This window comes from Sphingopyxis sp. EU05-FHT14B03, from assembly GCF_058790875.1.
This window is the reverse complement of sequence record NZ_JBYTDC010000004.1, coordinates 162,977-180,037: the sequence shown is the minus strand read 5'-3', so window position 1 is coordinate 180,037 and position 17,061 is coordinate 162,977. Positions and strand designations below refer to the sequence as shown.

Annotated in this window: 12 protein-coding genes and 1 tRNA gene; 7 read left to right on the top strand and 6 right to left on the bottom strand. The window is 65.9% G+C overall.

The annotated features are described in order from the left end of the window. Positions 1–208: 208 nt before the first annotated feature. Entirely contained in the window at positions 209–1,180 is a 972-nt protein-coding gene (locus tag AC3WS4_RS22275; protein ID WP_492740451.1) for a DUF2493 domain-containing protein, read from the top strand. A 197-nt stretch (positions 1,181–1,377) separates the two neighbouring features. Here the strand turns inward: AC3WS4_RS22275 and AC3WS4_RS22270 are convergent, their stop codons facing one another. Then, the gene (locus AC3WS4_RS22270; protein ID WP_492740450.1) at positions 1,378–1,617 is read right to left on the bottom strand and encodes a hypothetical protein; all 240 of its coding nucleotides are present in this window, start codon (positions 1,615–1,617) and stop codon (positions 1,378–1,380) included. 462 nt (positions 1,618–2,079) lie between these two features. Between AC3WS4_RS22270 and AC3WS4_RS22265 the strand changes: the two genes are divergently transcribed. The 5 genes from AC3WS4_RS22265 (at position 2,080) to AC3WS4_RS22245 (ending at position 9,961) form a co-directional block, all read left to right on the top strand. Further along, the gene (locus tag AC3WS4_RS22265; protein ID WP_492740449.1) at positions 2,080–2,382 is read left to right on the top strand and encodes a hypothetical protein; all 303 of its coding nucleotides are present in this window, start codon (positions 2,080–2,082) and stop codon (positions 2,380–2,382) included. Continuing rightward, positions 2,379–4,373, top strand: a complete 1,995-nt coding sequence (locus AC3WS4_RS22260) for a type IV secretion system DNA-binding domain-containing protein (RefSeq protein WP_492740448.1) — start codon at positions 2,379–2,381, stop codon at positions 4,371–4,373. Before AC3WS4_RS22265 ends, AC3WS4_RS22260 begins: the two co-directional genes overlap by 4 nt. Further along, positions 4,370–7,327: a MobF family relaxase gene (gene mobF / locus AC3WS4_RS22255; RefSeq protein ID WP_492740447.1), complete on the top strand. Its 2,958-nt coding sequence runs from the start codon at positions 4,370–4,372 to the stop codon at positions 7,325–7,327. Before AC3WS4_RS22260 ends, mobF begins: the two co-directional genes overlap by 4 nt. Next, complete coding sequence (locus AC3WS4_RS22250) at positions 7,317–7,853, top strand: lytic transglycosylase domain-containing protein (RefSeq protein WP_492740446.1); 537 nt, start codon at positions 7,317–7,319, stop codon at positions 7,851–7,853. The genes mobF and AC3WS4_RS22250 overlap by 11 nt, the downstream gene beginning before the upstream one ends. Positions 7,854–8,392: 539 nt before the next feature. Continuing rightward, positions 8,393–9,961 (top strand): recombinase family protein, encoded by a 1,569-nt coding sequence (locus AC3WS4_RS22245; RefSeq protein WP_492740445.1) that lies wholly within the window; start codon positions 8,393–8,395, stop codon positions 9,959–9,961. Here AC3WS4_RS22245 and AC3WS4_RS22240 read toward each other — a convergent pair. The 3 genes from AC3WS4_RS22240 to moaA all read right to left on the bottom strand — a co-directional run bounded on the left by AC3WS4_RS22240 (position 9,947) and on the right by moaA (position 11,903). Further along, positions 9,947–10,021, bottom strand: a tRNA-Asn gene (locus AC3WS4_RS22240). The genes AC3WS4_RS22245 and AC3WS4_RS22240 overlap by 15 nt on opposite strands. Before the next feature lie 61 nt (positions 10,022–10,082). After that, positions 10,083–10,853, bottom strand: a complete 771-nt coding sequence (locus tag AC3WS4_RS22235; protein ID WP_492740444.1) for an NAD kinase — start codon at positions 10,851–10,853, stop codon at positions 10,083–10,085. A 36-nt stretch (positions 10,854–10,889) separates the two neighbouring features. Beyond that, the gene (moaA, locus tag AC3WS4_RS22230) at positions 10,890–11,903 is read right to left on the bottom strand and encodes a GTP 3',8-cyclase MoaA (protein ID WP_187141793.1); all 1,014 of its coding nucleotides are present in this window, start codon (positions 11,901–11,903) and stop codon (positions 10,890–10,892) included. A gap of 62 nt (positions 11,904–11,965) precedes the next feature. Between moaA and AC3WS4_RS22225 the strand changes: the two genes are divergently transcribed. Then, a complete protein-coding gene (locus AC3WS4_RS22225; protein ID WP_187141794.1) occupies positions 11,966–13,162 on the top strand; it encodes a GGDEF domain-containing phosphodiesterase in 1,197 nt (398 codons plus the stop codon). A gap of 69 nt (positions 13,163–13,231) precedes the next feature. Here AC3WS4_RS22225 and mfd read toward each other — a convergent pair whose 3' ends face one another. Together mfd and AC3WS4_RS22215 are read right to left on the bottom strand one after the other, a co-directional pair. Beyond that, positions 13,232–16,726 carry a transcription-repair coupling factor gene (gene mfd, locus AC3WS4_RS22220; protein ID WP_492740443.1) on the bottom strand — a complete coding sequence of 1,165 codons (3,495 nt, stop codon included), beginning with the start codon at positions 16,724–16,726 and terminating at the stop codon, positions 13,232–13,234. Beyond that, the gene (locus tag AC3WS4_RS22215) at positions 16,723–16,989 is read right to left on the bottom strand and encodes an FAD assembly factor SdhE (protein WP_187141796.1); all 267 of its coding nucleotides are present in this window, start codon (positions 16,987–16,989) and stop codon (positions 16,723–16,725) included. Before AC3WS4_RS22215 ends, mfd begins: the two co-directional genes overlap by 4 nt. Positions 16,990–17,061 lie beyond the last annotated feature (72 nt).

Genomic DNA, 17,061 nt, shown 5'->3' with positions numbered 1-17,061 from the left:
ACGGGGACAGCGCCGGCCTCAAGGACGACGGGGCCCCACCATTTTCCTTGGCGGAGCAGGCGTCGCGCACCCGATCCGGCGTCGGCGCGCCGCCAAGGAAAATCGTGACCCCCATCGCCGCTGCGCGGTCGGGCTGCGCCCGATCCTTGACCCCGTCGCTCGGAGCCCGTGCCGGGAAAAAGACCTCTTTCGTTTCAAGGAGGTTCTCATGACGACGTTCAATTCCATCCGCACAGACGACGAAATCGCCGACCTCATCGCCGAGGAGACCGCAAGCCCGACCTTCGAGCACGCCTTCACCGAAACCGTCGACGGGTTCCGGATGAGCTATGCCGATGACGAGACTGATGCCGGGCTCCCGCTCGCCCGCGAGGCGGAACTGGCGACCGAAATGGTGGTCCGCACCTTCTTCGATCTCTTCCGCGACACCCGCCTCGAAAGCCTCGCCGGCCACATCGCCTGGGGCATGGTTCACAGCCTCCACAAGGTTGCGGACCAGCTCGACGCCGAGGCCGACAAGGCGGCGCGCAAGGTCAAAGATCTCGTCCGCGACGCCGACGGCAGCGAGGTGCTGACCGCCGAGCTGGAGGAAGCGCAGACCTTCTGCCAGTCCCTCGACGAAGCGCGCGACGCGGTCGCCTGCCTGCGCGACCATGCCGCCCAGACCTTCGCCGCCGAGACCGGCCGCCCCTGGTCCGCGCCGAGGGGATCGCTGGTGTCGAGCAAGCGCACCGCATCGGTGGTCGCCGCCGCCGACTTCCTTGCCGCCCGGCGCCAGCAGCGGATCGACCGCCACGCACCGGAGGGACCCATCGTCCTCTTCTCGGGCGGGCAGCAATGGGCCGACGACCGGATGCTCTGGGACCGGCTCGACGACATCCGTGCGCGCATTCCGATGATGGTGCTGGCGACGACCGCACAGGACAAGGGGTGCGACGCCATCGCCGCCGCCTGGGCCGCGAGCCGCAAGGTGCCGCTCATCGCCTTCACCCTCGGCAAGTGGCGGCATCTGGGGCAGCGGGCGGGGTTCGCGCGCAACGAGGCGCTGCTCGGACTGGAACCGGTCGAGGCCGTCGTCTGCGAAGGCAACGGGCTCCAGTCGCATCTCGCCCGGCTGGTACGAGGGAAGGGCGTTCCGGCGCATTTCTTCCGGCTGAGGGATCAGCGCCTCGCCGCCTGAGCGCCTCACGTAAGGGCCGGTCCGGGTCGTCCCGGATCGGCCTTTTTTGTCGGTGGGGGGAGGTTCGCCCGCGTTCGTGGACCCCTTTGGGGTCCCTCGCGCGGGCGATGCGATACCGCTCTGGAGAGCGCCATCGGCCTCCTGCGCGCGGCTCCGCCGTGCTCGTCGCAGGGACGCCGTTCCGGCGATGATCGGGATCAGGTGGCGGCCGCGGGGAGCGCCTTCAGCGCTGCCACAGCGGCCGCACCGCCCGCCTTGGTCGCTAAGGCGAGTACGTCCTTATATTCGCGTTCGGTCAGAAGCTCCACCGGAATATCGGCGGTGAGCGCGCCATAGCGGGCGCGGAGCTGACGGCGCACCGCCTCGGCCTCCTCGGCAAGCTTTCTCTGGTCGCTGTCGATCTTCGCGAGACGCTCTCGATCGGTCATCTTGGACATGGATCACACCTTTCAAAAAAGGAGGTCCGCCCGCCGCTTTCCCTTATCCGAAAAAGGCTCCGTCGATGCAAGCACAGGAAGGGCCGGCGTGCCGCCGGCCGAAGAGAGAAAATCCCCTCCGGGGTGCCCCGCGCCTTCCGGCACGAGGCGGCGCAGCGCACAAGGCGCTGCGAAGAAAGGACGCACGCCGCAAGGGCGTTTGTAATGCACCGTACGCACGGGTGCTGCGGGCGCGGAATCGCCGGGAATGCGTGGGTTTCCGGCGTCACCGCGCGTTCGACGCGATGTCACCGATCGTCGGACAGCGTCTGACATGAGCGCGCGTCGCGCGGGCTAAGCCGCTGATCCGGCTTGTCATACGGCGTCAGACAGCGTCTGCCGGCATAAATAGTTGAGATAGTGATCTTATTCTGCTAAACATGCCGCGCTTCATCATGCGCCGGCGCTGCTCAGGAACAGCGCATGGCCCGAATAACCCTTCGTCTCGACGACGCACTTCACGACCGTCTCATCGATGCCGCCCGCACCAGCGGGACCACCCCTTCCGCCTATATCCGCGATGTCCTCGACCGCTATGAGGGCCATGATCCGGCCGGCTATCACGCCCGGTTCGACGAGCTTCACGCGACCGGCATCCAGACGCTAGCGATCCTCGCCAAGTCGATTGGTCGGCGATCGCCCGAGGCCCTCGAAGAGGGACTCGACGACGCCCGGCGCCTGCTCCGCGAAAGGGGGCTGCTCGATCCCGAGCAGGACCGCGCATGAGCATCTTCCGTCACGACACATTGGGGTCCTGGACCCGGGGCGGACAGGCGATCGTCCACAATGTCCGGATGGCCACCCAGGTCTTCTACCAGACCTGCCTCGCCGGGATCGTCATCTGGATCGGCGGCATCCTCTGGTACGCGTTCGAGAAGTCCACCGACTATGAGCGCTTCGTGCTCCTGAAGCTCGGCCAGGCGGCGATGGTGGGCGACGCGGTTCCCGGAGGCGCCGCACCCATCTTGTTCAGGACGCCAGCAGGCCGGGAATATTGGACGAGTCCCAAGGCACTCCTGGACTCCGACATTGCCGAGAAGACGCTCCATGCCTTCGAGACCTATCTCCTCCACGGGGCGGCGCTCTCGGGGGTGTTTGCGCTCGCCGTCCTCGCCTGGGCCTGGTTCTATTTTACCCGGACGGGACGGGGGCTCGGTTCCAACCAGTTCCTTCGGGGGGCTCGCTTCGGCACCGTCCGGCAGGTCCGCCGCGCGCTGCGCTGGCAGCGGCGCGGGAGCTTCGAGATCGGCGGCGTCCGGGTGCCCGACGCCTTCGAGCCCGAGCATATCCTGATCTGCGGCGCCCCCGGCACCGGCAAAACCAACATCATCGTCAAGATGCTCGACGGCATCCGCAGGAAGAGGCGCCGCGCGATCGTCTATGACACCGCCGGCACCTTCGTCGAGAAATTCTACCGCCCCGGGATCGATATCCTCCTGAACCCGCTCGACGCCCGTGCGGACCCCTGGTCGCCCTGGGTCGATGTGCCCCGCGACTATCATTATGACCAGATCGCCGAGTCCACGATTCCCGACAAGGCGGGCGATCCTTTCTGGGCGAAGGCCGCGCGCGGCACGCTCGTTGCGGTGCTGCGGAAGCTCGCCCGGCAGGAACGCACGCTCGTGTCGATCCTGCTCGACACGCTGCTGCGCTCGAAGCTCAAGGACCTCGCTGCGTTCGCCGCGGGAACCGACGCCGCCGCCTTCATTTCGACGGAGGGCGAGCGGACCTCGGCGGGCATCCAGGCCGAGCTTGCTTCGGTGATGCGCAGCTTCTCCTATCTCGACGACACGGTCGACGGGCTTTCGATCCGCGACTGGGTAGCGAACGAGAAGGACGATAGCTGGCTCTTCATCACCGTGAAGGCCGACCAGCTTCCCTCGCTCCGGCCTCTCATCACGGTCTGGCTCGACATTGCGATCAGCGCGATCATGAGCATGGCGCCCGACCGCGATCGGCGCCTTTATTGTGTCATCGACGAGCTTCCGACCCTCCAGAAGCTGCCGTCGCTCTCCGACTTCCTCGCCCGTGCCAGGAAATATGGCGGATGCGGTATCCTCGGTTTCCAGAGCTACCCGCAGCTCGAGGCGACCTATGGGATCCAGGATGCGGCCGCGATCACCGGCTATTGCTCGACCTGGGTGGCGCTGCGCGCCAACGACACCCCGACCGCGAAGCATGTCAGCGAAAATCTCGGCCAGGTCGAGCAGGTCGAGGCCAATGAAGGTATGAGCTACGGCGTCAACGACATGCGCGACGGGGTCAATCTCTCGCGGATGCAGGTGACCCGCCCGCTGGTCATGCACACCGAGGTCACCAATCTGCCGAACCTCGCGGGCTATCTCCGGTTCGGCCGCAACCTTCCGGTGGTCCGCTTCGAGGACCGCTACAACAGGGTTGCTTCGATCGCGGTCGGCTATGAGGAACGCACCCTGCCGCCGGTCAGGTTGGCGGCGGCGGGTGCCGCGGAAGCCGAAGCGGAGGTCAAGCCGCCGGCGAGCAAGCCGAAACGCCGCCGCGCGGGGGATGATGCGCCGACCCTGCCGCTTCCCGAGCCGCAGCCGCCCGAGAGCGGATCGTCGCCCGCACCCCAGGAGCCGGGGGCGCCGCCGCCGAGGCCGCAGCCCGAGATCAGCCTGTTCGGCAAGCCCGCGGGATTCCGCCTGCGCCAGCATGGCCGCCGCGACGGCGACCGGGATGAAGCGAGGCCGGCATGATCCATCCCCGCCGCCTCAAGGGCACGCCCCGGAACCTTGCCCGCTATTATACGGTGGGCGATTATTATACCAAAGGCGCTGACGAGCATTCGGAGTGGGGCGGCAGGATCGCCGCCGAGCTTGGGCTCGAAGGCAAGGTCGATCCCGCCATTTTCGAAGCCCTGCTTTCCGGAACTGTCGCCGGACAGCAACTCGGCCGGCACCGGCAGGACGGCGGGATCGAGCATCATCCGGGATGGGACTTCTCGATCAACGCCCCCAAGTCGGTGTCGATCCTCGCGCTGGTGTCGGGGGATCGCCGAATTCTCGAAGCGCATGAACGCGCCGTTGGGACAGCGCTCGCTTATCTGGAGGAGCACGCCACGCTACGGCACCGGCAGGAGGGCAAGATCGTCCATGAGACGACCGGCCGCCTGATCTTCGCGCGCTTCACCGAACATGCCTCGCGCGAGCATGATCCCCATCTCCACACCCATGTCGTCGTGATGAACATGACCAATCGCGAGGACGGGGCGGCCATGGCCAGCCTTGAGACCCGGGCCATGTTCGCCGGGCAGATGGCCGCGGGGCAGGTGTACCGCAACGCGCTGGCGCATGACTTGCGCGAGATCGGGCATGGCATCGCGTTCGATCCCCGCAAGGGCCTGTTCGAGATCTCCGGCATCGCGCGCGAGATCATCGAATCCTATTCGACGCGGGTGGCGCAGATCGAGGAGCACGCCCGGGAGCATGCTCTCACCGGGCAGGCCGCGCGCCGCATTTCCTTCTACGAGACCCGCGGCGCCAAGCAGCGCGCCTCCCTCGAAGAGCTCCAGCAACGCTGGGCAGCCCGCCTGCAACCCCATCGGGAAGCGATCGACAAGGTCATCGCGGCGGCTGAGCTGACGGGGGAGCGAACGCTGCCGGTGGCCCCTGCGGTGGCCGCGCGCGCGATGCTGTTCGGGATACGCCAGTCGGAGGGGCGCGAGGCGGTCAACAATCTCGGCGAGCTCTATCGCACCGCGCTTGCGAGCCATGTGGGAGAGGTGCGGTTGGCCGACGTGCGGCCGTTCGTCGAGGCGCACGAGCAACGCGCCAAGCTCCTCGCGACGAGAGAGGAAACAGGCGATGGGGTTCACACCCGTGGTCGCACCACCCGCCGCACGGCACGGCTCGAGCTCGCGCTTGCCGATCATCTTGCGCTGGCGCTCGGCGACGTCACACCCATCGCGCCGCGCGAGCGTTTGGAGCGGATGAGCGAGGAGTCGGGGCTAAATGCGGCGCAGGAGGCCGCACTCCTCCATATCGGTTCGACGGCGGACAGGGTGGTCGGCGTCCACGGTGTCGCCGGCGCGGGTAAATCGACGCTGGTGAAGGCGCTGAAGGAAGCGGCCGATCCCGGCACAAAGCTCATCGCCCTTGCGCCAACCTCGTCGGCCGCCGCCAATCTTGGCGCGACCGCCGGTATCGAATCGCGGACCGTCGCCAGTCTCGTGGCCGGTGGCGGGCGCGGGCTCGACGACTCCTATGTGCTCGTGGTCGACGAAGCGGGGCAACTCGGCAACCGCCAGGCCCTGCGGATCCTCGAAATCAGCCGATTGACCGGGGCGCGTCTGATCCTGCTCGGCGACAATCGGCAGACCGGTGCGATCGAACAGGGCAAGGCCTTCTGGCTGATGCAGCGCTTGGGGCTCCCGAAGGCAGAACTCCCCGAATCGGTCCGCCAGGAAACGCGGGCAATGAAGGCGGCGGTCACCCAGGCCCGGCTTTTCAATTATGCCGCCTCGCTCGCCAATCTCGACAAGGTGTCGAGCGGGGAGGGGGCCGACAAGCTCGCTGAAGGGCTCGTCCGCGAATGGACGCATCTCAAGCCCGAAAGCCGGGCGAACACCAATATCCTCGTCCTCGAAAATGCGACCCGGCTCATCGTCAATACCAAGGTGCGCGAGGCGCTGAAGACCGAAGGCGCGGTCGCGGCCGAGGAAACCCGTCTCGCCGTGCTGACCCCCTCGGGGATGACGGATCAGGAGAAGCATTTCGCGCGCTTCTATTCAGGCGGGCAGGTGCTCGTCTTCGCGCGCGACCATACCGGCCTCGGCATCGCCCGCGACACCGAATATCGCGTTGTCGGCATCGCCCGCGACGCGCGCGGCCGCCAGATCGTCCGGCTCGTCGACGAGAATGGGAGGATCATTGGCTGGGATCCGAGCCTTGGGCGGGCCTCGCAGGCCAATGTGTTCAAGGCGGAGGAACGCGATCTTGCGGCGGGCGATCGTATTCAGTGGCGCCTCGTCGCCCATGACCTTGGCGTTCGCAATGCCGATCGCGGAACGGTCGAGCGGCTGAAGGGCACGCAGGCGACGATCCGCTGGGACCGCGACGGACGGGTGCAGACGATCGATCTCGGCCATCACAAGAATTGGGACCATGGCTATGCCGAGACCGTTTATTCGGCGCAGTCCAAGACCTATGACCGTGTTTATGTGCTCGCGCCGGTGAACTCGCCGCTGGTTACGGGCCAGAATTATTATACCGCCATCACCCGCGCCCGGTTCGGGGTAAAGCTCTGGACCGAGGACGAGAAACGGCTTGTCGATCGACTCGAGCGTAGGTCGGGCGAAAAAACCTCGGCGCTGGAGGGGCTGGGGCGCCTGGGTCGCGACAATGTGCGCGGCAGAACCATCCGCCATGGCGAACGTCTCGACACGCTGCGCGACCAGCAGCGGAGCGACCGTGAGGAGCGGCGGGCGAGGATAGCGCTCGAACGTGCGTTGCGCGAACAGCCCGAGCCGCGAGGGATCGGCGTCTTCCTCGCGAACCGCATGCTCTCGGCCGCCGAGACGATGGACAGATTTGTCCAGTCGATTCTCGATGGTGGCCGGGCGCCACCTTCGCATGGCGAACCGTCCGAGATCCGGCAGCCTCAGCAGCCGGCCCCTGACCATGCGCACCAGGGAGGCGGCCATGACCGCTAGTCGTCGCTGCCTGGTGCTGGCGATTGTTTTCGCTTTCGCCGCGCCGTGCCCGGCCGGCGCGACGCGCGCCAAGGCGGAAAGGCCGGTCGCGGAGGAGAGAATCGGTCGATGCATCCGTGCGGCGGCCGGCGGCCGTCAATGGCTCGAGAAGACGCTCTGGGGCTTGCGCGATCAGGAAGGCGGCTGGATTGGGGCCGAAGTCCGGAATAGCGATGGTAGCCATGATCTGGGGCCGCTCCAGATCAATAGCTGGTGGGTTGGCAAAATTGCGTCCGTGACCCGCAGTCCTCCCGAACGGATTCGCTGGTGGCTCACCAACGATGCCTGCTTCAACGTCGATGCCGCACGCTGGATCTTCCTTTCGGGTCTCGCGGTCACGGGGGACTATTGGAAGGCGATCGGCGTTTATCACAGCCCGACCGGCTGGCGGCAGCGGCGCTATGCGTCGAGTGTCGTGCGCCATCTGACGCACCGATTCGGGGCTGATGTTTTCAGCCCAGTGCGAAACGGGGCTGACGCGCAATGAGGCGCGTACGTCTGAACGGCACCGCATATGGCGAGGTGCCAGCCGTAGCGGAGGCGGAGGACATCACCGCTGCTCGCCGGCTCGCCGATGATGATCGGCCAAGGACGGATCGCTGGGTCATCCGGAGAAGCGCGCTCTCGCGTCAACTCGTGCTCGATGCACAGGCGGTCTTCGAGGACCAACTCAAGCGTCCGGTCTCGGAGAACGAGGCCCGCAACTTCCTCGGCAATCTCGCGGATTATATGTGGATGCTGGTGAAGTGGGAGGTCGGCCGGGCCGCCGGCGAGCCTGTCGTTTCCGACCACGAGCCGGGTGAGGGAGCTCGCAACCATCCAAAGCCGCGGCCTCGAGGTCGACCCCGAAAAAAACCTGTGCCTGAAAGCCCGCCTCGTCCCCGCGGGCGGCCGCGCAAGAACCCCGTAGTTCCACCTCCTACGGCGTCTATGGCCGATGACGACGGCTGCTGAGGCTCAACCGCCCTGTCCGGAAAAAGAGGGAGGAGGGGGCCGAGCAACACGCTTTGTGAAGTGAGGAAGGCAATGGCGAGACCCCGTAAGGCAAAATCCCAGGCGAGCCGCCGTGAGCGGTCGACGACCGCCCAGAAGGCTGTTCTTTATGCGCGGGTTTCGACCGCGGAGCAGGAGAAGGAAGGATTTTCGATCGATGCGCAGATCGCGCTCATTCGGGAGTATGCCGCCAAGAGCGGCCTGATCATCGCCGAGGAATATGTCGACGTCGAATCGGCAAAGAAGACGGGGCGAGCGCAGTTCGAGGCGATGCTCAAATATCTGAAAGGGCATCCGGGCGTCCGGCACCTGTTGGTCGAGAAAACCGACCGCCTCTATCGCAATCTGAAAGACTGGGTGACGCTCGACGAATTCGACATCGAGATACATCTGGTCAAGGAAGGGACCGTCCTTTCCCGCGATTCTCGATCCTCCGAAAAGTTCATGCACGGGATCAAGGTCCTGATGGCGAAGAACTATGTCGACAATCTCTCCGAGGAAGCCCGAAAAGGCATGTTGGAGAAGGCCAAGCAGGGCATTTGGCCATCCGTTGCCCCTCTTGGCTATCTGAACATCGTTGGTCCTCAGGGCAAAAAGATCATTGTTCCGGACGCTGACCTCGCGCCCGTCGTCGCACGGGTATTCGAGTGGTTCGAGACAGGAAATTATTCCCTGAAGGAGGTGACGAAGCTGGCTCGCGAGGCGGGCCTGCGATATCGGCGAAGCCAACTTCCCGTCGGCGTCAGCACCATCCACTCCATGCTCCGCAATCGGCTCTATGCCGGCGCCTTCGAATGGGGGCGGCGGCTGTACCAGGGCACGCATGAGCCGCTGATCACCACGGAAACCTGGGAGAATGTCCAGGAGGTTCTCGACGGCCGCAGCGTCAGCAATGTTCGGGCAAAGCCCATGCGCTTCGCTTTCACCGGGCTCATCACATGCGGGCATTGCGGCTGCGCGGTAGTGGCCCAGATGCAGCAAGGCCGGTACATCTACTACCACTGCTCCGGATTCAAACAGAAATGCCCGGAAAAATATGTGCGGGAAGAGACGCTCGCCGAGGCGTTCGCCCAACAGCTCGCGCGTTTGCAGATGAATGACAGCGTGTTCGCACTGATTGAACGCGCATTGCGCGAATCGCACGCCGACAAGAGCAAAGAGCGACTGGAGACGATCACGCGCCTGCGAGCGGACGCTGACAGGCTTCAGTCCCGATTGGATAAACTATACGCCGACCACCTTGATGGCCGCATCACCGCCGACATGCACGATCGCATGGCATCCACTTGGCGCGAGGAAAGAGAGCGTTGCCAACGCCAGTCGGACCTCCTCAACAATGCGGAAGACGTATTTGTCGATGATGGAATTGCCTTGCTCGACCTTGCGAGGAAGGCCCACAAAATGTTTACTTTGCAGCCGCCAGCCGCAAAAAACGCCGCTTTGAACTTGTTGGTTTTGAACAGCACATGGGCCAACGGGTCACTCACGGTAACCTTCAGCGAACCCTTTGGAATGCTTGAGGAAATGTCGTTTGAATCTCCGAGATTCGAGGGCGGAAAAAGCCCCGAAAACTCGGACGATTCTGAATGGCTCCCCGGGTAGGATTCGAACCTACGGCCGCTCGATTAACAGTCGAGAGCTCTACCGCTGAGCTACCGAGGAACATGCCGGCGAGCCGGACAAGGCGGCCCCTTTGCCGCCGCGCGCGGCATTTTGCAAGACCTCAAACGATAAATTGTTCCATCGCGATGCGTTCGTCGAGCCCCTGGTCGGGATCGAACAGCAAAGTCAGCGGGCGACTGCGGTCGGTGGTCACCAAAACCGTCTTCACATCGCGGATTTCGCGCTGGTCGGCGACCGCGCTGACCGGGCGTTTGGCGGCCTCGCGGACGTTGAACCGGATGCTCGTCGATTCGGGGACGAGCGCGCCGCGCCAGCGCCGCGGGCGAAAGGGGCTGATCGGGGTCAGCGCCAGCATCTGCGATTCGAGCGGCAGGATCGGGCCGTTGGCGCTCAGGTTGTACGCGGTCGATCCGGCCGGGGTCGACACCAGCACGCCGTCGCATGCCAGTTCCTCGAGCATCGTCTTTTCGTTGATCATCACCTCGAGCTTCGCCGCCTGGCGCGTTTCGCGGAGCAGCGAGATTTCGTTGATCGCGGGCAGGATGTGGCGTTCGCCGCTGATCGTGGTGATGTCGCCCGACAGCGGGTGGATCAGATAGGGGCGCGCGGCGGCGAGCCGGTCGAGCAATCCCTCGACGCGGAACTCGTTCATCAGGAAACCGATGGTGCCGCGATTCATGCCGAACACCGGCATGCTGCGCCGCTGGTCGAGCAGCTGGTGCAGCATGTGAAGCAGGAAGCCGTCGCCGCCGAGCACGATCAGCAGGTCGGCCTCGTTCACATCGACGAAGTCGTAGAGCGGGCGCAGTTCGGCCTCGGCCTCCAGTCCCGCGGGCGCGTTCGACGCGACAAGCGCGATCTTGCGATGCATGTTGGTCCCGCCTTCCCCATCTTCGCGGGCGACGTGTCAGCCGCCCGTTGCACTCATATGACGCGCGACCGCCGGTTTGGACTTTCGGTCTATATGAAAGTCATGCGCGCGGGGTTTGCCAGCCAATGCGCTGTCAATCAAGCCATCGACTGCATGCGCCCCGCCGTCGCGCAGCGCGGCGCGCAGGTCGACATGATCCTCCTGGCCGAGGCACATATAGATGCGTCCCTCGACGGTCAGGCGGATGCGGTTGCAGGTCGTGCAGAAATTGTCGCTGAGCGGGGTGATCAGGCCGAGGGTCACCGGACTGTCCTCGACCGCGAAATAGCGCGCCGGGCCACCGGTCTTTTTGTCGATCGGGAAAATCGCGCGTTCGGCCCGCAGCGGCGCGACGAACGCGTGGAGCGGGATATAATGGTCGCTGCGGTCGTCGGCGATCTCGCCGAGCGGCATGGTTTCGATCAGCGTCAGGTCGCAGCCGTTCGCGGCGCACCAATCGAGCATCGGCAGCAACTGATCCTCGTTGAGTCCCGCGAGCGCGACCATGTTGATCTTGACGGCAAGGCCCGCATGCCGCGCCGCGGCGACGCCCTTCAGCGCGACGTCGAGGTCGCCGACGCGCGTGATGTGGCGGAACGCGGCCGGGTCGAGCGTGTCGAGGCTGACGTTGATCCGGCGCACGCCCGCGGCGGCGAGCATCGGCGCATATTCGGCGAGCCGCATAGCGTTGGTGGTCAGTGTCAGTTCGTCGAGTCCCTCGCCGATCAGCGCGCCGAGTCGCTCCGCGAGCGTGTCGATGCCGCGCCGGACCAGCGGTTCGCCACCGGTCAGGCGAATGCGGCGGATACCGCGCGCGACGAAGCGCTCGGCGAGCTCGGCCATTTCCTCGATGCTGAGAACTGCCGATTTTGGCAGAAAAATCATGTCCTCCGCCATGCAGTAACGACAGCGGAGGTCGCAACGGTCGGTCACCGACAGGCGCAGATAATCGATCCGGCGGCCATGGCCGTCGGTAAGGGGAACCGGGGACGAGGGTGACAACGGAGCCATCTTTGTAAACCTTGCTGCAAAATGCAGGGGATTGGCAAGCAATGCCTGCTATGGGAGCGCCGATGAATCGCGCAGTTGACACCTTCTCCGCCGCCGTTGGCCACCTTGAATCGCTTCATTTGCGGCACGATGCCGATGTCGGCGTCATCCTGGTCCAGGTCGACCAGTTGGCGCGGATCAACAACAGTGCCGGCACCGCGGCGGGCGATGCGGTGCTCGAAGAGATCGGACGGCGGCTCGAAAATTTCGCCGGCGACGAGTTCGGCCGGGGGTCGCATGTGGACCGGCTCGACGGGCCGCGCTTCCTGATCGTGCCCGCCGCCGCGCTGTCGCTCGGCGCGCTGAGGGCACAGGAACGCGCGCTGCATGTCGCGCTCGCCGAACCGATGGTCGGCGATCCCAACGGCCGCCTGGCGATTCGCATCGCAGCCGCGCAGATCGTCCGCGAGGAATCGGTCGCCGAGCAATTGCGCACCGCGAGCGACCAGCTGGCGCGCCCCGCGTCGGCGCGCGACGGTGCGATGGTCAAGGCGGCGCTCGAGCGCGACGAGGTCGTTATCTTCTACCAGCCGCAATATGATGTCGCGACCGGCGAAATGACCGGGGTCGAGGCGCTGCTGCGCTGGCAGCATCCCGAACTCGGGCTGCTCGGTGCCGGGGCGCTGGTCACCGCGGCGCGCGCGGCGCGGATGGAATGCGAACTGACCGAACAGGCGCACAGGGTCGCGATGGCCGAGATGGCGAAATGGCCCAAGCCGCTGTCGAAGCTGCGCGTGTCGCTCAACATCACCGCCGCCGACCTTGGCGATCCCGATTTCGCCGATCGGTTCGCCGCGATGGCAAAAAGCGCGCGGGTCGATCCCGACCGGCTGACCCTCGAACTCACCGAACAGGCGATGCTCAGCGATCCCGCGAGCGCCGCCGAACAACTCGCGCAGATCCGCGCGCTGGGTAGCGCGATCGCGATCGACGATTTCGGCACCGGCTATTCCAGCCTGTCGCTGCTCGCGCGGCTGCCGATCGATTATCTCAAGATCGACAGCGGCTTCACCCGCACCATCGACGGCAGCGACCGCGACCGTATCGTCGTGCGGGCGATCGTCGACCTTGCGCGCGCGCTGGGGCTGCTGGTGGTGGCCGAGGGGATCGAGAATGAGGCCCAGCTCGTCCGGCTGGGCGAACTGGGGGTTGCCACCTGGCAGGGATTTTTGAAATCGGGGCCGGTGCCGTGGGACCAGTTGCTGGCGCTGATGGAATAACCCTCGTCGCCCCCGCGAAGGCGGGGGGCCGCAAGGTGGCTGGCGGCCCCCGCCTTCACGGGGGCGATGCTAGCCCGCCTGCTTCGCCAGTTTCCCCAACCCCTTCGACAACTGCAGCGCGCCGTTCAGCCGCGCCCCCGTGCTCACCCAATCGCCGCTGATCGACAGCTTGTTGTCGGGGCGAATGCGCGCGCGGCCCTTCAGCCTTTCGACATAGGCAATCAGACCGGGAACGTTGGCGAACTGGTCGCCGTGGAAGCTGACGAGGGCGCCCTTCGTGCCGACGTCGAGCTTGGCGATGCCGGCGGCCTTGGCATTGGCCTTGATCTCCATCAGCTGGACGAGGTTCGCCGTTTCGGGCGGCAACGGGCCGAAACGGTCGATCATCTCGGCCGCGAAGGCGTCGAGCGCGGGACGATCCTGCGCGTCGTTGAGGCGGCGATACAGCGCCATGCGCAGCGGCAGGTCGGGGACATACGTCTCGGGAATCAGGATCGGCGCGTCGATGGTGATCGTCGGCGACAAGGCTTCGCGCGGTGGCAGCTTTCCGGCGCCCTCGGCCTTGGCGATCAAAATCGCCTCCTCCAGCATCGACTGATAAAGTTCGAAACCGACCTCGCGGATATGCCCCGACTGTTCGTCACCGACCAGATTGCCCGCACCGCGAATGTCGAGGTCGTGGCTTGCGAGCTGGAAACCCGCGCCCAATGTGTCAAGATCGCCGAGCAGTTTCAGCCGCTTTTCGGCGGTGTCGGTAATCGCGCCATGTTCGGGGGTGGTGAGATAGGCGTAAGCACGCGTTTTCGCGCGCCCGACGCGGCCGCGCAGCTGATACAGCTGGGCGAGGCCGAAACGGTCGGCGCGGTGGATGATCAGGGTATTGGCACTCGGAATGTCGAGACCGCTCTCGACGATGGTGGTGGACAACAGCACGTCATATTTGCGGTCGTAGAAGGCGCTCATCCGGTCCTCGACCTCGGTCGGGGTCATCTGGCCGTGCGCGACGACATATTTGATTTCGGGAACGCGGTTGCGCAGGAATTCCTCGATATCGGGCAGGTCCTTGATCCGCGGCACGACGAAGAAGCTCTGCCCGCCGCGATCATGCTCGCGCAGCAACGCCTCGCGCAGCACGACCGCATCCCACGGCGCCACGTAAGTACGGACCGCCAGGCGATCGACCGGCGGCGTCTGGATCACGCTGAGTTCGCGCAGGCCCGACATGGCCATCTGCAAGGTGCGGGGGATCGGGGTTGCGGTGAGCGTCAGGACGTGGACGTCGGTCTTGAGCTGCTTCAACCGCTCCTTGTGGACGACGCCGAACCGTTGCTCCTCGTCGACGAGGACCAGGCCGAGGTTCTTGAACTCGACCGATTTCGCGATCACCGCATGGGTGCCGATGACGATGTCGATCTGTCCGCTCGACAGGCCGTCGCGTGTCTTCTGCGCCTCGGCGCCCGGGACAAGGCGCGAAAGACGACCGACGTTGATCGGAAAGCCTTTGAAGCGCTCGACGAAGTTGGTGAAATGCTGGCGCGCCAGAAGCGTGGTCGGGCAGACGAGCGCGACCTGCACCCCCGCCATCGCCGCGACGAAGGCGGCGCGCAGCGCAACTTCGGTCTTGCCGAAACCGACGTCGCCGCACACCAGCCGGTCCATCGGGCGCCCCGACGCCATGTCGGCGAGCACGTCGCCGATCGCGCGGTCCTGATCGTCGGTTTCCTGATAGGGGAAGCGGTCGGCGAAGGCGGGGTAGGCGGCGTCGGCGGCGAGCAGTTCGCCCGAGCGCAACGCGCGCTGCGCCGCGGTCGCGAGCAGTTCGCCCGCGATCTCGCGAATACGCTCCTTCATCCGTGCCTTGCGGCGTTGCCAGGCTTCGCCGCCCAGCTTGTCGAGGCCGACGCCGTCGCTCTCGCCGCCGTAGCGCGACAGGACGTCGAGATTCTCGACCGGGACATAGAGCTTGTCGCCGCCCGAATAAGTGAGAGCGACGCAGTCATGCGGGCTGTTGCCGACCGGGATCGAGGTCAGCCCCTCATACCGCCCGATGCCATGATCGAGATGGACGACGAGGTCGCCGACGCTGAGCGTCGCGAGTTCGGCGAGGAAGGCATCGGCGCTCTTGCGGCGCTTTTGCCGCCGGACAAGGCGCTCGCCGAGGATGTCCTGTTCGGTGAGCAGGCTGATCGCGTCGGACGCGAAGCCATGGTCGAGCGGCAGCACGACCATGGCGGTGGCGCCGCCGGTCTCGGCCGAGGCTGTGCCGAGCGCGTCCTGCCAGCCGTCGGCGGGGGCGAGCGAGGTCACGCCATGATCGCGCAGCAGCCCCGACAGGCGATCGCGCGCGCCGACCGAATAGCTGGCGATGATCGTCCGGCGCCCCTTGCGGCGTTCGTCCGACAGATGATCGGCGACCTTGTGATAGACATTGAGGTCGGCGGCGCGCTCGGGGGTGAAATCGCGTGCGGCGAAGGTTTCGAGGTCGATGATCGTCGCCGCGGGCGGAACATCGAAGGGCGTGACGATGTGGATCGGGCGGCTGGCGGCGGCCGCAGCCCAATCCGTCTCGGTCAGGTAGAGCGTTTCGGGCGTCAGCGGGCGGTAGCTGCCCGGCGATTCGCGCTCGGCGGCGACGCGGTTGGCGTGATAGTCGGCGATCGCGGCGAAGCGCGTCTCGGCGGTCGCCTCGGTGCGGTGCCCACGCAGCACGGGGGTCGCGGGGTCGATATGGTCGAACAGGGTGGCGAGCCGTTCCTCGAACAGCGGCAACCAGTGGTCCATGCCCGCCTGCCGCCGGCCCTCGCTGACCGCCTGATACAGCGGATCGCCGGTCGACTGCCCGCCAAACAGGTCGCGATAGGCCGAGCGGAAGCGCTTGATCGTCGCCTCGTCGAGCAGGGTTTCGGACGCGGGCAGCAATTGCAGCGCCTTGGCGGGGCCGAGGCTGCGCTGGTCGGCGGGATCGAAGCGGCGGATGCTTTCGATCTCGTCGCCGAAGAAATCGACCCGCAGCCCGTTTTCCTCGCCGGCGGGGAACAGGTCGAGGATACCGCCGCGCACCGCGAACTCGCCCTGGTCGGCGACGGTGTCGACGCGGCTGAAGCCATTGGCGACGAGCAACTCGGCAAGCGCGTCGCGGTCGATCCTTTGTCCGGCGGCCAGCGTCGTCGCGAGCTGGCGGATACGGAACGGGGTCAGCGTGCGCTGGGTGATCGCGGCGACGGTGGTCAGGATCAGTTCGCCGCGTTTGGCGGGCTGTTGCAGCGCGGACAGCGTCGCCAGCCGGTCGGCGCTGACCCGCATCGACGGTCCGGCGCGATCATAGGGCAGGCAATCCCACGCCGGGAAGCGATGGACGATCAGGTCGGGCGCAAAGAAGGGCGCGGCATCGGCGATCGCCTGCATCGCGGTATCGTCGGTCGCGACATAGACCAGCCTTTTGTCGCTGGCGCGCGCGAGGTCGGCGAGCAGCAGCGGCAGGAACCCGTCGGCGGCGCGCGCCAGCGTCAGCGGTGCGGGGGCCGACGCGATGGCGGCAAATATGTCGGCGGCGCTTCGCGTCATGGCAGCGGGATATAGTCCAGCCGGCGCATCGCCGCGATCATCTCGGGGCGGTCGAGATGTGCGGGCGGTTCGCCGGTCCCGAGCGCCCAGCTCATGATGTCGACATCGTCCTCCTCGACGACGATTTCGTACCAGGCGATCTCGTCTTCGCTCCATTTGGCCGAATAGCGGTCGAAAAAGCCGCCGATCATATAGTCGGCCTCGCGCGTGCCGCGGTGCCAGGCACGGAATTTCAGGCGTTTGAGGCGGTCGGTGGCGGACATGGCGCGAATCCCGATAGCCCATGTCGCCGGGAGTGGCGCACGGGGCAAGCAAGCGATAGATGGGACGCAGTA

Coding starts and splice junctions, on each gene's coding strand:
- AC3WS4_RS22260 (WP_492740448.1), top strand. CDS start 2,379: ATGAGCATCTTCCGTCACGACACATTGGGGTCCTGGACCCGGGGCGGA.
- mobF (WP_492740447.1), top strand. CDS start 4,370: ATGATCCATCCCCGCCGCCTCAAGGGCACGCCCCGGAACCTTGCCCGC.
- AC3WS4_RS22265 (WP_492740449.1), top strand. CDS start 2,080: ATGGCCCGAATAACCCTTCGTCTCGACGACGCACTTCACGACCGTCTC.
- AC3WS4_RS22215 (WP_187141796.1), bottom strand. CDS start 16,989: ATGTCCGCCACCGACCGCCTCAAACGCCTGAAATTCCGTGCCTGGCAC.
- moaA (WP_187141793.1), bottom strand. CDS start 11,903: ATGGCTCCGTTGTCACCCTCGTCCCCGGTTCCCCTTACCGACGGCCAT.
- mfd (WP_492740443.1), bottom strand. CDS start 16,726: ATGACGCGAAGCGCCGCCGACATATTTGCCGCCATCGCGTCGGCCCCC.
- AC3WS4_RS22235 (WP_492740444.1), bottom strand. CDS start 10,853: ATGCATCGCAAGATCGCGCTTGTCGCGTCGAACGCGCCCGCGGGACTG.
- AC3WS4_RS22225 (WP_187141794.1), top strand. CDS start 11,966: ATGAATCGCGCAGTTGACACCTTCTCCGCCGCCGTTGGCCACCTTGAA.
- AC3WS4_RS22275 (WP_492740451.1), top strand. CDS start 209: ATGACGACGTTCAATTCCATCCGCACAGACGACGAAATCGCCGACCTC.
- AC3WS4_RS22245 (WP_492740445.1), top strand. CDS start 8,393: ATGGCGAGACCCCGTAAGGCAAAATCCCAGGCGAGCCGCCGTGAGCGG.
- AC3WS4_RS22250 (WP_492740446.1), top strand. CDS start 7,317: ATGACCGCTAGTCGTCGCTGCCTGGTGCTGGCGATTGTTTTCGCTTTC.
- AC3WS4_RS22270 (WP_492740450.1), bottom strand. CDS start 1,617: ATGTCCAAGATGACCGATCGAGAGCGTCTCGCGAAGATCGACAGCGAC.